The following is a 13,350-nucleotide window of genomic DNA, read 5'->3' as shown; positions in this document are numbered from 1 at the left end:
CGCGTCGAACACCGATACGGAACGGACACGTAACCAATGGCAAGGAAATATTTCGGCACCGACGGCATACGTGGCGCCACCAACGTCGCGCCGATGACCGCGCAGATGGCGATGAAGGTCGGCATGGCGGCCGGCGCGTACTTCCAGCGCGGCGATCACCGCCACCGTGTCGTGATCGGCAAGGATACGCGGCTGTCGGGCTATATGCTCGAATCCGCGCTGGTGGCGGGCTTCACCAGCGTCGGCATGGACGTGGTCATGGTCGGGCCGATGCCGACGCCGGCGGTGGCGATGCTGACCCAGTCGATGCGCGCCGATATCGGCGTGATGATCTCCGCCAGCCACAACCCTTATGCGGACAACGGCATCAAGCTGTTCGGCCCTGACGGCTACAAGCTGTCCGACGAAGCCGAGGCCGCGATCGAGGCGTTGATCGATGGCGTCGACAACGGCGACGTGCCGCTCGTCCCCTCCGACCAGATCGGCCGCGCCCGCCGGATCGAGGATGCGCAGGGCCGCTACATCCACTTCGCCAAATCGACCTTTCCGGAAAACCTCCGCCTCGACGGGATGCGCGTGGTGCTCGATTGCGCGAACGGCGCCGCGTACAAGGTCGCACCCTCGGCACTGTGGGAACTCGGTGCCGACGTCGTCGCGATCGGCGTGACGCCCAACGGCACCAACATCAACGACGGCGTCGGCTCCACCGCGCCTCAGGCGCTTGCCGAGACGGTGGTCGCCAGCGGCGCCGACATCGGCATCGCGCTCGACGGGGATGCGGACCGGCTGATCGTCGTCGACGAGACCGGCATGATCGTCGACGGGGATCAGTTGATGGCGACGATCGCGGCCAGCTGGGCGCGGCAGGGGCGGCTCGCCGGCGGTGGCCTTGTCGCGACGGTGATGTCCAACCTCGGCCTCGAACGCCATCTCGCCGCGCAAGGGTTGGGCCTCGTCCGCACCGCGGTCGGCGATCGCCACGTGCTCGAGAAGATGCGGTCGAGCGGCTACAATGTAGGCGGCGAACAATCGGGCCACATCATCCTCAGCGATTATGCGACCACCGGTGACGGTCTCGTCGCCGGATTGCAGATCCTTGCCGAGGTGAAGCGCTCGGGCGCCCCGGCAAGCGAGGTGCTCCACCGTTTCGAGCCGTTGCCGCAATTGCTCAAGAACGTCCGGTTCGCCGGCGGCAAGCCGCTCGATCACGACGCGGTCAAGGCAGTGATCGCCGAGGCCGAGGCCGAGCTCGCCGGCAAGGGACGCCTCGTGATCCGCCCGTCGGGCACCGAACCGGTGATCCGCGTCATGGCGGAGGGCGACGATCTCGCCCAGGTCGAACAGGTCGTCGACCGCATCTGCGACGCGGTGCGCAAGGCGGCCGCCTGATGCTCGAGATGCGTCCCACCTGCGAACGCTGCACCGCCGAGCTTCCCGCGGACGCGCCAGGCGCGTTCATCTGCTCGTTCGAATGCACCTTCTGCGCCGAATGCGCCGACGCGTTGGACGAGCGTTGTCCGAACTGCGGCGGCGAACTGCTCGACCGGCCGACGCGGCTTGGCGAAGCGCCTCCGCAAAGGCCGGCAAGCGGGCGGCGGCACTAGGGTACGTCCTTAGCCGCCGGGGTGGACGCACTCGCTGCCGATACCGCTCCCGCCTTCAACTCGTCGTCATCCCCGCGGAGGCGGGGACCCATATCCTCGAACAGTCGTGACCAGGCTGCCGATTTTGCCGATATGGGTTCCCCCTGCGCGGGAATGACGGTGACAGGGTGAACGACACAGGCACCGGCGCGCTTGATGCACCACTGTCCTACGACCCGGCGATCATGCCATAGCCGTCCCATGATCAGCACCGCCGCTACCCTCCATTCGCCCTCGCGCTTCAAAGCCAAAACCCCGCCCATCACAAAATCGCGCGAGCGTGTGAACTTTGTGAACTTCACTCCATTTGACGACCGCAAATGACCGTCCGGATCCTCATAATTGCCGGCTCGGATTCAGGCGGCGGCGCCGGCATCCAGGCGGATATCAAGACCGTCACGATGCTCGGCGGCCACGCAATGACGGCCGTCACCGCGATCACCGCACAGAACACGCTAGGCGTACAGGCGGTCCATGCGGTGCCCACCGACATCGTCCTCGCGCAGATCAAATCCGTCGCCTCAGACATTGGCGTAGACGCGGTAAAAATCGGCATGATCGGCTCAGCAGAAACCGCCAACGCCGTCGCCGACCTCCTCACCTCCTTGTTCTCCCGCGAAGGCGGGAGCCCAGACTGGACTCCCGCCTTCGCGGGAGAACAAGGAAGGGCGGGGCAACGTCGCCCAGCACGCATTCCCATCGTCTTCGATCCGGTAATGATCGCCACCAGCGGCTCCGTCCTCGCCGACGCCACCACCATCGCCGCCTTCACCCGCCTCATGCGGATCGCCACCCTCGTAACCCCCAACCTCCCCGAACTCGCAGCCCTCGGCGGCGAGGCCGCAATCCGCGCGCTAGGCCCCGCCGTCCTCATAAAAGGCGGCCACGCCGAAGGCCCCCACATCACTGACCGCCTCGTCACCGACGCCGGCGAAACGCGGTGGACCAACCCCCGCATCGAGACCCGACACGCGCACGGCACCGGCTGCACGCTTGCCAGCGGCATCGCCACCGGGCTCGCCCAGGGCATGACGCTCGACACGGCCATCGCGCGGGCCATCGCATACGTCCGCGCGGCGCTTGCCAATGCGCCGGGGCTAGGCGCAGGGCACGGCCCGATGGGGCACGCCCTCGGTGTCAGCCCGTTCGACCAGTTGAAAGACCGCCAATGCCCGGCATGAAACACGAAAAGCTCTGCGTCGGCCCCGTCGCCGGTGTCGACGAAGCCGGTCGCGGTCCGCTCGCCGGACCAGTCGTCGCCGCCGCCGTGATCCTGCCCGCAAAAGGCGTCCCCCGCGGCATCGACGACTCCAAGAAACTCTCGGCCTCCGAACGCGAACGGCTCTGCGCCCGCCTGAAAGGCTGCGCGGTCGTCGGCATCGGCATCGTCCAGCCGGAAGAGATCGACACGCTCAACATCTACTGGGCGACGATGAAGGCGATGACGCTCGCGGTCGACGCGCTTGCCGTCGAACTCGGCCAGGCCCCCGGCCACGTCCTGGTCGACGGCAACCGCTTGCCCCGCTGGACCTACCCCGCCACGCCCCTCGTCGGCGGCGATGCCAAGTCGCTGTCGATCGCCGCCGCCTCGATCGTCGCCAAGCACACGCGCGACCTCATCATGATCGCCGCCGCCGACGTTCATCCCGAATATAACTGGCATTCGAACAAGGGCTACGGCTGCGCGCACCACATGAAGGCGCTCCGCGATCACGGCCCCACGCCGATTCACCGCCGCAGTTTCGCCCCCGTCGCCGCCGCCTATCTGGCGCGCGAGGGACTTTTCGCAAAGGAAACGACGAGCTGAGTCTTTCGCGCCACACCCCAAGGGCTTGAGCCGCGAGTCTTCCACGACTCAACATCTGGGCAACCGCGACTCGATTGGTCGCAGCGTCAGAATCCGGTGAGAACGCCGTTAACGAAAGTTTGCTTGACGGAGTCGGACAATTCCGCAGCTATAGGCGGCGACAAGGGGCGGAAATCATGGGTTTGATCGACACGATCGCACGGCCGCGTGCGAAGAAGGCAGCGGAGCCGGCGGTTCAGCCGATCCTCCCGCTCGACCAGATTCTACGCGGCGACTGCATCGAGCACATGAAGCAGCTCCCGTCGAACTCGATCGACATGATCTTCGCCGACCCCCCTTACAACCTCCAGCTCGGCGGCGAACTCTACCGTCCCGACGGATCGCACGTGGATGCCGTCACCGACGACTGGGACAAGTTCGACACCTTCGCCGCCTATGACCGCTTCACCCGCGCCTGGCTCAAGGAAGCGCGCCGCATCCTCAAGGACGACGGATCGCTCTGGGTCATCGGCAGCTATCACAACATCTTCCGTGTCGGCGCCGCCGTGCAGGATCTCGGCTACTGGATCCTCAACGATATCGTCTGGCGCAAGACCAACCCGATGCCCAACTTCCGCGGCACCCGCTTCACCAACGCGCACGAGACGCTAATCTGGGCGTCGAAGGGCGAGAAGGCGAAGTACCACTTCAACTACCGCGCGATGAAGACGCTCAACGACGAACTCCAGATGCGCAGCGACTGGGAATTCCCGATCTGCGGCGGCGGCGAGCGGCTCAAGAAGAACGGCACCAAGGTGCATCCCACACAGAAGCCCGAGGCGCTGCTGTACCGCATCCTGCTTGCCTGCACGAAGCCCGGCGACGTCGTGCTCGATCCGTTCTTCGGCACCGGCACCACCGGCGCGGTCGCCAAGCGCCTCGGTCGCAGCTGGATCGGCATCGACCGCGAAGGCGATTACATCGAGGCCGCGCAAGAGCGGATCGAAGCCGCGCTGCCGCTCGACGAATCGGCACTCGCCACGATGATGAGCCCGCGCACCCAGCCCAAGGTCGCGTTCGGCGTGCTGGTCGAAAACGCCTATCTCGCCCCCGGCGCGGTGCTGACCGATTCGAAGCGGCGGTGGCGCGCGACGATCCGCGCCGACGGCTCGCTGCTCAGCGATTGCGGCACGATCGGCTCGATCCACAAGCTCGGCTCCACCCTCCAGAACGCCCCCGCCTGCAACGGCTGGAGCTTCTGGCACTACGAAAGCGACAAGGGCCTGAAACCGATCGACGACCTCCGCCAGACGTACCTGCTGGCCACCACGGTCTGACCTTCTTGCCCCCCTCCCTGAAAGGGAGGGGGCGGGGGTGGGTTGGCGGCTTGGCGGGCGATACGTAAACCAAGCAGCCGACCCACCCCCCGACCCCCTCCCTTCCAGGGAGGGGAGCAGGAGAACGATCATCCACCTCCGCCCCGTCCAGTTCGTCGACACCCCGATCGGCCACGCAGACGGCAGCGTCGCGCGCCTGGCGGGCGGCCTGCAATGGTTCGCCGCCTACGAAGTAATCGAGGGCCACAACCGCCGCACCATCCCCGTCGCCGATGTTGCCACTCTAAGCGAGCGCGCCCAGCACCTCCATGCCGCCATCACCGCGCCCCGCGCCCCCCTCCAGCTCGGCGAACGCACGCTCCGTTTCGACCAGCCGATCGTCGCCGGCATCCTCAACGTCACCCCCGACAGCTTCTCCGACGGCGGCAAGCATGTCGACGACCCGGCCGCCGCCGCAGCAGCGGGAATCGACATGGCCGCCGCCGGTGCGACGCTGATCGACGTCGGCGGCGAATCGACCCGCCCCGGCGCCGCAGCGGTCTGGGAAGGCGACGAAATCGCGCGCCTCGTGCCGGTCGTCGAACGCCTCGCCCGTGCCGGCGCGATCGTCTCGGTCGACACCCGCAAGGCCGCCGTCATGGAAGCCACGCTCGCCGCTGGCGCGCACATCGTCAATGACGTCGCCGCGCTCCTCTGGGACGACCGCGCGCTGGCCGTGGTCGCCAACAGCACCTGCCCGGTCGTCCTGATGCACTCACCCGATCCGAAAAAGGGCGGGCACGGTGACGGCGGTTATGCGAACGTGCTGACCGACGTCTTCGACTGGCTCGAAACCCGCATCGCCGCGGTCGTCGCGGGCGGTGTCGACCGGTCGCGGATCATGGTCGATCCCGGCATCGGCTTCGGCAAGACGCTTGCCGAGAACCTCGCCTTGCTGAACGGTCTCGCGATCTTCCACGGGCTCGGCTGCCCGATCATGCTCGGCGCCAGCCGCAAGCGCCTGATCGGGGCATTGTCAAACGAAGCGCCGGTCGATCGGCGTCTGGCCGGTTCGCTCGCATTGGCGTTGAAGGGTGCAGAGGCAGGCGTCCAGATTCTCCGCGTCCACGACGTCGCCGAGACGGTGCAGGCGGTGAAGATGTGGCGTGGCCTGCGCGACCAGTCGCTCGTGGGCGGCTGATCATCGCTGCATTGCAGCGAAACGGCTCTTCGCGCATTAGTCGCTAGCGTTAACAAGGAGCTGTCGCTTGATCGTCACTGCAACACCACGAGTCAGCCAGATCATGCGTGAGGTCTGGCGCCCGCTGCTTGGTCTCTTCGTCTGGGACGTGGTCGTCACGATCACCTATTACGTGCTGCCGTTCCACGCACCGGCCTTGCCGCTGACGCTGTTCGGCACGGCGCTCGCGCTGTTCCTCGGCTTCCGCGACAATTCGGCATATCAGCGCTGGTGGGAAAGCCGCGGCCTATGGGGCCTGATGATCAACGCCTCGCGCAACCTGGCGCGTATGGCTCGCAACATGCTGCCCGAGCCCGAGGGCCACGACATGAAGCGGACCATCGTCCTCCGCCAGATCGCGTATGTGAACGCGCTGCGGTGCCAGTTGCGCAAGCAGCCCGCACCGCCCGAGGTGCTGCGCTTCCTGTCGGAGGAAGAGGCCTCGTTTGCGCTCAAGCGGACCAATATCGCCAACGGCCTGCTCGACGGCACCGGGCGGCGGATCGACATCGCGCGCCGCAACGGCTGGATCGACACCATCCAGCAGACGCAGTTCGAGGCGATCCTGGTCGACATCGCCAATGCTCAGGGTGGCATGGAGCGGATCAAGAACACGCCGCTGCCCAACCAGTACCGCTTCTTCCCGAGCCTTTTCACGCGCTTGTTCTGCGTGCTGTTGCCGATCGGGTTGGTCGAGACGCTCGGCTATGCGACGCCGGTCGGCTCGACGATCGCCGGGCTGATGTTCCTCGCAGTCCTGCAGATCGGCGACGATCTGGTCGATCCGTTCGCGGACACGATCCATGACGTGCCACTGAACGCGATGTGCCGCACGATCGAGATCGATCTGCTCCAGGCGATCGGCGATCCGGCACCCGAACCGTGCACCCCGGTCAAGGGTGTGTTGTGGTAGGCGACACCAGGTAGCGGGCAACGATGAAAAGGTAGCCGACCCTCGTCGCAGCATCGATCACGGTAGCGATGCGGTGGATAGGCGCCATCGCTACCCCGGCCTCGGCGCTGGCCGAAATCGACAGTGTCAGGCTGCGTTGTCGATGCCCAATTCGCTGAGCTTGCGGTATAGCGTCGACCGTCCGATGCCGAGCCGCCGCGCCACTTCGGTCATCCGCCCGCGATAGTGACCGATCGCCAGGCGGATGACGTCCGCCTCGATGTCCTCCAGCGCGCGAAGATTGCCGTCGGCGCGGAACAGCGTGACGCCACCGCCCCCGCCCGCGACCGCCACAGGCGTACGACGGCGAGTTCCAAGGGCGGCGATCTGCGGAAAATTGTCTTCGGTCAACGCCGCGTCTTCGCACAGCACGGCGGCGCGGAAGAGCGCGTTGTGCAACTGGCGGACGTTGCCCGGCCAATCATATTGGACAAGCAGCGCCAACGCGGAATCAGTGATTCCCAGCGGCCGCAGCCCCGGTTGTTCGGCGATCCGGGCAAGCAGGTGGCGTGCCAGCGCAGGAATGTCCCCGGTGCGTTCGCGCAGCGGTGGGATCGTTACCTGAACCGCATTGAGCCGGTAGTACAGGTCTTCGCGAAAGCGTCCGGCTTCGACCTCTTCGAGCAACCGCGAGTTGCTAGCGGCGATGACGCGAACGTCGACTTCGCGGGGATGGCGCACGCCGATCGCCTGAACCTCGCCGGTTTGCAGGACGCGCAGCAGTTTGACCTGAGCTTCGGCAGGCATCTCGCCGACCTCGTCGAGGAACAGCGTACCGCCATCGGCCTCTTGGAACCGCCCGATCTTGCGCTCGAACGCGCCAGTGAAGGCGCCTTCTTCATGGCCGAACAACTCGGACTCGATCAGGTTCGCCGGGATCGCACCGCAATTGACGCTCGTCATTGGTTTCTTGGCGCGTGGCGACGCGGCGTGAATGGCCTCGGCAATGACGTCCTTGCCGACGCCGATCTCACCTTCCAGCAAGATGGGAACGCGCGCCCGGGCGGCCTTGGCGGCAATCGCGAGCGCCGCGCGGAAGTCGGGCGACGATCCGACGATCTCGTCGAACGCGAGCAGCGCGGGGATCTTCTCGGTGAGAGGGCGCAACTCACCGATCGACGTATCCCCTACCGCGGCGTCGAGCGCCGCGAGAAAACGGTCCGGCGCGAGTGGTTTGACTAGAAAATCGGTGGCCCCCGCACGCATCGCCGACACGGCGTGCGAGACGGATCCGTTCGCGGTGAGCATTAGGATCGGCAACGCTGGCCGGCGTTCGCGCAACGCGGCGATCAGCGCCGTGGCATCAGCGTCGGGCGACCAGTGATCGAGGACTATGGCGTCCAGCTGCATGCCGTCCTGAGTCCCGAGCGTCGCGATCGCCATCTCGCCGTCGGTCGCGAAGATCGCGCGCCACCCGCCACGCGCGCCGAGCGCCGCCACCAGCCGTCGCTGCGCAGGCTCGTCGTCTATCAGCAGTAGAAGGCGCTGCCCGTTGCGCGTCATCGGCGAATCCTGTCCCGTACCGGTACGTGCAATAGCCAGAGTGAGTAAAGGGCACCTTAAGTGCAGCAGCGCAAGCCGGGCTTGGCGATCCCGTGCCCGCCGGTTAAGGTCGCGGCCATAGAGGATGGCACTCACAGGACTGGGGCACGAACCATGGCCGGCAACGGGGACATGAAGGCACACGTCGCGACGTATTCGAGCGTGACGGGAATGATGAAATGGGGTGCCGTCGGGTGCGCGCTGGTCGCGGCGCTCGTCATCTGGCTGATCGCATAACACCATGAAGATCGCCGTCCTGAAAGAGCAAGCGGACGGCGAACGGCGGGTGTCCGCGACGCCGGAAACGATAAAGAAGTTCATCGCGCTCGGGGCAACTCTGGCCGTCGAAACGGCGGCGGGTGACACGGCCTCGATCGCCGACGCTGCGTACGCCGATGCGGGGGCTTCGGTCGGCGATCGTATGGCGACGCTCGCAGGGGCCGACATCGTGCTCGGCGTGCAGGGCCCCGATCCCACCGGGCTCGGTGGCGTATCGCCCGGCGCCTGGGTCGTCGCCAGCCTCAATCCGTTTGCGGAGCGTGCGCGGGTCGAGGCTTATGCCGCGGCCGGTTACGAAGCGCTGGCGATGGAGTTCATGCCGCGGATCACGCGCGCGCAATCGATGGACATCCTGTCGTCGCAGTCGAACCTGTCGGGCTACAAGGCGGTGCTCGACGCGGCCGCCGAATATGGCCGCGCGTTTCCGATGATGATGACCGCGGCGGGGACGATCTCGGCAGCGAAAGCCTTCGTGATGGGCGTCGGTGTTGCCGGGCTGCAGGCGATCGCGACCGCGCGACGGCTCGGGGCGCAAGTGTCGGCGACCGACGTGCGCGCCGCGACCCGCGAGCAGATCCAGTCGCTGGGCGCGAAACCGATCTTCGTCGAGAACGTCGCCGGGATCGAAGGCGAGGGGACGGGCGGGTATGCCGGCGAGATGTCACCCGAATATCAGGCGGCGCAAGGCGATCTGGTGTCGGGGCACATCGCCAAGCAGGACATCGTCATCACGACGGCGCTGATACCCGGGCGTCCGGCCCCGCGGCTGATCTCTGCGGCACAGGTCGCGAGCATGAAGCCGGGCTCGGTAATCGTCGATCTCGCGGTCGAGCAGGGCGGCAACGTCGAGGGGGCTGTCGCAGGCGACGTGGTCGTGGTGAACGGCGTCAAGATCGTCGGCCACCGCAACGTGCCGTCTCGACTGGCGACCGACGCGAGCGCCCTGTTCGCGCGTAACCTGTACAATTTCCTCAACGCCTTTTGGAACAAGGATGCCGGGCGTCCTATCCTGGACGCGGAAATCGGCGACGCGATCCGCCTGACGCAAGGCGGCAAGGTCGTGAACCCAAGGCTGCTGGCGTGATAATTGATCCTCCCCTGGCAGGGGAGGTGGCGCGCCTTGGCGCGACGGAGGGGTGTCGCCCCTCGTTATCGTACGCCCCATCACACCCGGCGATACCCCTCCGTCAGGCTGCCGCCTGCCACCTCCCCTTGCAGGGGAGGATTTGAGGATGTTGCAGGGGACGGGGGCGATTGGCGCGCAGGCCAAACAGCTTCGTGCGGCAATGTCTGGGCCCGAGATTGCGTTGTGGGTGGCCCTACGGGATCGGCCGGTGGGGCTAAAGTTTCGGAAACAGCATCCCTCGGGTCCCTATGTCGCGGACTTCTACTGTCATGCCGCGCGGTTCATCATCGAAGTCGATGGGCAAGCGCATGATTTTGGTGATCGGCCAGCGCGCGATGCCGCGCGTGATCGCTGGTTTGAAGAGCGCGGCATTGCCGTTCTACGCATTCCGGCCATCGAGATTTTTCGCGACTGTGATGCCATGGTTCGGGGCATCGTCGAGTTTGCCGTCGAGCGGCTCGCCGCGCAGGAGGAATAGCATGGACTTTATCGCGATCCTGTCGATCTTCGTGCTGGCGTGTTTCGTCGGGTATTTCGTCGTCTGGGCGGTGACGCCCGCGCTGCATACGCCGCTGATGGCCGTCACCAATGCGATCTCGTCGGTGATCATCGTCGGCGCGCTGATCGCCGCGGCGGCCCCGACGGTCCTTGGCGCGATCGGCGCCGGGTCGAGCATCGCCAAGGCGCTCGGCCTGCTCGCGGTCGTCCTGGCGAGCATCAACATCTTCGGCGGCTTCGCGGTCACCGCGCGGATGCTGGCGATGTACAAGAAAAAGGAACGGCCGGTCGTGCCCGCTGCGGGCAAGTGAGCGACATGGTACGGGAGGGGATTCGCGATGCATGAACTGACGGTCAGCCCCTGGGCATCGCTCGCATACCTAGTCGCGGGGGTGTGTTTCATCCTGGCCCTGCGCGGCTTGTCCAGCCCGACGTCGAGCCAGCGCGGCAATCGTTTCGGCATCATCGGCATGACGATCGCGGTCGTGACCACGTTGATGACGCATGTGCCGATGCGCCTGAACGGCTGCCCGCTCGGTATCGGTCGTTGTGCAATTCTGGACCGTCCCGTCGTGGATTGGATGACAGTCATCGAAATCCTCGCTGCGATCGGCGTCGGCGCTGTGATCGGCCTCGTCACCGCACGACGGATCGCGATGACCGCCATGCCACAGCTCGTCGCGGCCTTTCACAGCCTCGTCGGTCTCGCCGCGGTGCTGGTCGGGGTCGCCGCCTACCTCAACCCGCAGGCGTTCGGCATTTCCGACCTCGTCGTGCCCATGATCGGCCAGCCCTTCGCGGTCATCCACCCGGTCAGCCGCATCGAACTGGGCTTGGGCGTCGCGATCGGTGCGATCACCTTCTCCGGCTCGGTCATCGCCTTCCTCAAGCTCAACGGCAACATGGGTGGCAAGCCGATCATGCTGCCCGGCCGCCACGTCATCAACCTCGCGCTGCTCGCCGGCATCCTGGGGCTGATCGCGTATTTCGTCACCGACCAGAGCGCGTGGATCTTCTGGACGATCACCGTCTTGAGCTTCGTCATCGGCTTCCTGCTGATCGTCCCGATCGGTGGCGCGGACATGCCGGTGGTGGTCAGCATGCTCAATTCCTATTCGGGCTGGGCGGCCGCCGCGATGGGCTTCACGCTCCACAACAGCGCGATGATCATCACCGGCGCGCTGGTCGGCAGCTCGGGCGCGATCCTCAGCTACATCATGTGCCGCGCGATGAACCGCAGCTTCATCAGCGTGATCGCAGGCGGCTTCGGCGCGGTCGCGGATACGAGCGGAGGTGGCGGCTCAGCCGTCGATCGCCCGTGGAAGCGCGGCTCGGCGGAGGACGCCGCGTTCCTGATGAGCCAAGCCGAACAGGTCATCATCGTCCCCGGCTACGGCATGGCGGTCGCGCAGGCGCAGCACGTCCTGCGCGAGATGGGCGACAAGCTGAAGGCCGAAGGCGTACGGGTGAAATACGCGATCCACCCCGTCGCCGGCCGCATGCCGGGGCACATGAACGTCCTGCTGGCAGAGGCGAACGTTCCGTATGACGACGTGTTCGAGCTCGAGGACATCAACAGCGAGTTCGCGCAGACCGACGTCGCCTTCGTGATCGGCGCGAACGACGTGACCAACCCGGCCGCCAAGACCGACAAGTCCTCGCCGATCTACGGCATGCCTGTGCTCGACGTCGAAAAGGCCAAGACCGTGCTGTTCATCAAGCGGTCGATGGGCGGTGTCGGCTATGCCGGCGTCGATAACGAACTGTTCTACCGCGACAACACGATGATGCTGCTGGCCGACGCGAAGAAGATGGTCGAGGATATCGTCAAGGCGCTCGACTAAGTTCGGTTTCTGCCCGCATATCGGATTCTTGATCCAACGAAATTCGACCCAGTTCGAGTGTGAACTTCCGGATGGTCGAGGCTAGTCTCCGCGTCATAACGGAGATCATCATGATTCAACCAGACGGTGAGTCAGCCGATACGCGGTATGATTCAGGGATCGCCGCGGTTCTGTTCGCATCGCAAGACGCCCCTGACCGGTTCGCCACCGCGCTCGCCGCCATGAAGGGGCGGATCGTCGCCCGGATCGACTGGCAAGCGCCGTTCGGCTGGCATGCGGCGCCACAGGTCGTCGTCGTCGAGGCCGCGGGTGTTGACGATGCGACCCTTGCCGAACGTCTGCCGCAGATCGTCGAGCATGCGGCCGCGCTGGATGCGGGGCTGGTAGTCGCCATGGCCGGCGCCCAGATCGATCCGGTCGCGGCGGCCGCGACGCTCGGCGGCGCGACGATCCTGCTGGTCGATCCGAGCGTGACGGACTGCGTGGCGGCGATTGTCGTTGCGGCCGAATGCGCGCGCACGCCCGCCGGTGTGTTCGATGTTGCTCGCGAGACCGATGGTATGCGGCTGGAACGGCTGAACACCGAAGTCGCGCGGATCGCCGGGGCGCTGGCCCGATTGACGCGCGCGGAGATCGAGGGCGATGCCCCCGCGGCGCTGATCGTCGGGGATCGGACGAACCGTTACGGCGCACCGCCGTCGCGAGCCGAACCGAGGGCGGGGGATGTTCGCCACGCCATCCGGGCACGGCGCTTGCGCGATCAGTTCTTCGGCACGACGCTGTTCGAAGATCCCGGTTGGGACATGCTGCTCGATCTCTACGCCGCCGAACTCGAACAGGGCCGGGTGTCGGTGTCGAGCCTGTGCATCGCCGCGGCGGTCGCGCCGACCACGGCACTACGCTGGATCGCCCGGATGACCGACACCGGGTTGTTCGAACGTCGCCCGGACCCGCTCGATCGACGCCGTGCGTTCATGGTGTTGTCGGACCGTGCAAGTGCCGCAATGCGCGAATATATCGTGGCGACGCGCGGCGCGGACCTGCGGATCGCGTGAAGATCGTCGTCGGCACGATGAACGCGGCGGGCACAGCGATCGCGTTTAAGGCTTGCCCCGGCCGCCCGG

At 66.2% G+C, this 13,350-nt stretch carries 14 protein-coding genes; 13 read left to right on the top strand and 1 reads right to left on the bottom strand.

Going from position 1 to position 13,350, the window contains the following annotated elements:
* Window positions 1-36 precede the first annotated feature (36 nt).
* The 7 genes from glmM (at window position 37) to U1707_RS09935 (ending at window position 6,898) form a co-directional block, all read left to right on the top strand.
* On the top strand, window positions 37-1,389 hold the full coding sequence (glmM, locus tag U1707_RS09965; protein ID WP_332799929.1) for a phosphoglucosamine mutase: 1,353 nt from the start codon (window positions 37-39) through the stop codon (window positions 1,387-1,389).
* Complete coding sequence (locus U1707_RS09960; protein ID WP_332799928.1) at window positions 1,389-1,604, top strand: DUF1272 domain-containing protein; 216 nt, start codon at window positions 1,389-1,391, stop codon at window positions 1,602-1,604. The genes glmM and U1707_RS09960 overlap by 1 nt, the downstream gene beginning before the upstream one ends.
* Before the next feature lie 359 nt (window positions 1,605-1,963).
* Window positions 1,964-2,824 carry a bifunctional hydroxymethylpyrimidine kinase/phosphomethylpyrimidine kinase gene (gene thiD, locus U1707_RS09955; RefSeq protein WP_332799927.1) on the top strand — a complete coding sequence of 287 codons (861 nt, stop codon included), beginning with the start codon at window positions 1,964-1,966 and terminating at the stop codon, window positions 2,822-2,824.
* Window positions 2,812-3,450, top strand: a complete 639-nt coding sequence (gene rnhB / locus U1707_RS09950) for a ribonuclease HII (protein WP_332799926.1) — start codon at window positions 2,812-2,814, stop codon at window positions 3,448-3,450. The genes thiD and rnhB overlap by 13 nt, the downstream gene beginning before the upstream one ends.
* 176 nt (window positions 3,451-3,626) lie before the next feature.
* Window positions 3,627-4,766: a site-specific DNA-methyltransferase gene (locus U1707_RS09945; protein WP_332799925.1), complete on the top strand. Its 1,140-nt coding sequence runs from the start codon at window positions 3,627-3,629 to the stop codon at window positions 4,764-4,766.
* Between the two features lie 130 nt (window positions 4,767-4,896).
* Window positions 4,897-5,946: a dihydropteroate synthase gene (gene folP, locus U1707_RS09940; protein WP_332800474.1), complete on the top strand. Its 1,050-nt coding sequence runs from the start codon at window positions 4,897-4,899 to the stop codon at window positions 5,944-5,946.
* Window positions 5,947-6,013: 67 nt separating this feature from the next.
* Entirely contained in the window at window positions 6,014-6,898 is an 885-nt protein-coding gene (locus U1707_RS09935; protein ID WP_332799924.1) for a bestrophin family protein, read from the top strand.
* Window positions 6,899-7,024: 126 nt separating this feature from the next.
* Here U1707_RS09935 and U1707_RS09930 read toward each other — a convergent pair whose 3' ends face one another.
* Window positions 7,025-8,440 carry a sigma-54-dependent transcriptional regulator gene (locus U1707_RS09930; protein WP_332799923.1) on the bottom strand — a complete coding sequence of 472 codons (1,416 nt, stop codon included), beginning with the start codon at window positions 8,438-8,440 and terminating at the stop codon, window positions 7,025-7,027.
* Between the two features lie 60 nt (window positions 8,441-8,500).
* Between U1707_RS09930 and U1707_RS09925 the strand changes: the two genes are divergently transcribed.
* The 6 genes from U1707_RS09925 to U1707_RS09900 all read left to right on the top strand — a co-directional run bounded on the left by U1707_RS09925 (window position 8,501) and on the right by U1707_RS09900 (window position 13,281).
* Entirely contained in the window at window positions 8,501-8,716 is a 216-nt protein-coding gene (locus U1707_RS09925) for an aa3-type cytochrome c oxidase subunit IV (RefSeq protein WP_332799922.1), read from the top strand.
* Window positions 8,717-8,720: 4 nt separating this feature from the next.
* Window positions 8,721-9,842 carry an NAD(P) transhydrogenase subunit alpha gene (locus tag U1707_RS09920; protein WP_332799921.1) on the top strand — a complete coding sequence of 374 codons (1,122 nt, stop codon included), beginning with the start codon at window positions 8,721-8,723 and terminating at the stop codon, window positions 9,840-9,842.
* Between the two features lie 148 nt (window positions 9,843-9,990).
* Window positions 9,991-10,362 (top strand): endonuclease domain-containing protein, encoded by a 372-nt coding sequence (locus U1707_RS09915; protein ID WP_332799920.1) that lies wholly within the window; start codon window positions 9,991-9,993, stop codon window positions 10,360-10,362.
* Window position 10,363: 1 nt separating this feature from the next.
* The gene (locus tag U1707_RS09910) at window positions 10,364-10,693 is read left to right on the top strand and encodes a proton-translocating transhydrogenase family protein (RefSeq protein ID WP_332799919.1); all 330 of its coding nucleotides are present in this window, start codon (window positions 10,364-10,366) and stop codon (window positions 10,691-10,693) included.
* A gap of 27 nt (window positions 10,694-10,720) precedes the next feature.
* Window positions 10,721-12,226, top strand: a complete 1,506-nt coding sequence (locus U1707_RS09905) for an NAD(P)(+) transhydrogenase (Re/Si-specific) subunit beta (protein ID WP_332799918.1) — start codon at window positions 10,721-10,723, stop codon at window positions 12,224-12,226.
* Window positions 12,227-12,336: 110 nt separating this feature from the next.
* Entirely contained in the window at window positions 12,337-13,281 is a 945-nt protein-coding gene (locus tag U1707_RS09900; protein ID WP_332799917.1) for a hypothetical protein, read from the top strand.
* The last annotated feature ends 69 nt before the right edge of the window (window positions 13,282-13,350 follow it).

This window comes from Sphingomonas sandaracina, from assembly GCF_036663695.1.
Classification (GTDB): Bacteria; Pseudomonadota; Alphaproteobacteria; order Sphingomonadales; family Sphingomonadaceae; genus Sphingomonas.
Note: the sequence above shows the minus strand (reverse complement) of the source record. Positions and strands in the feature narration are given on the sequence as shown.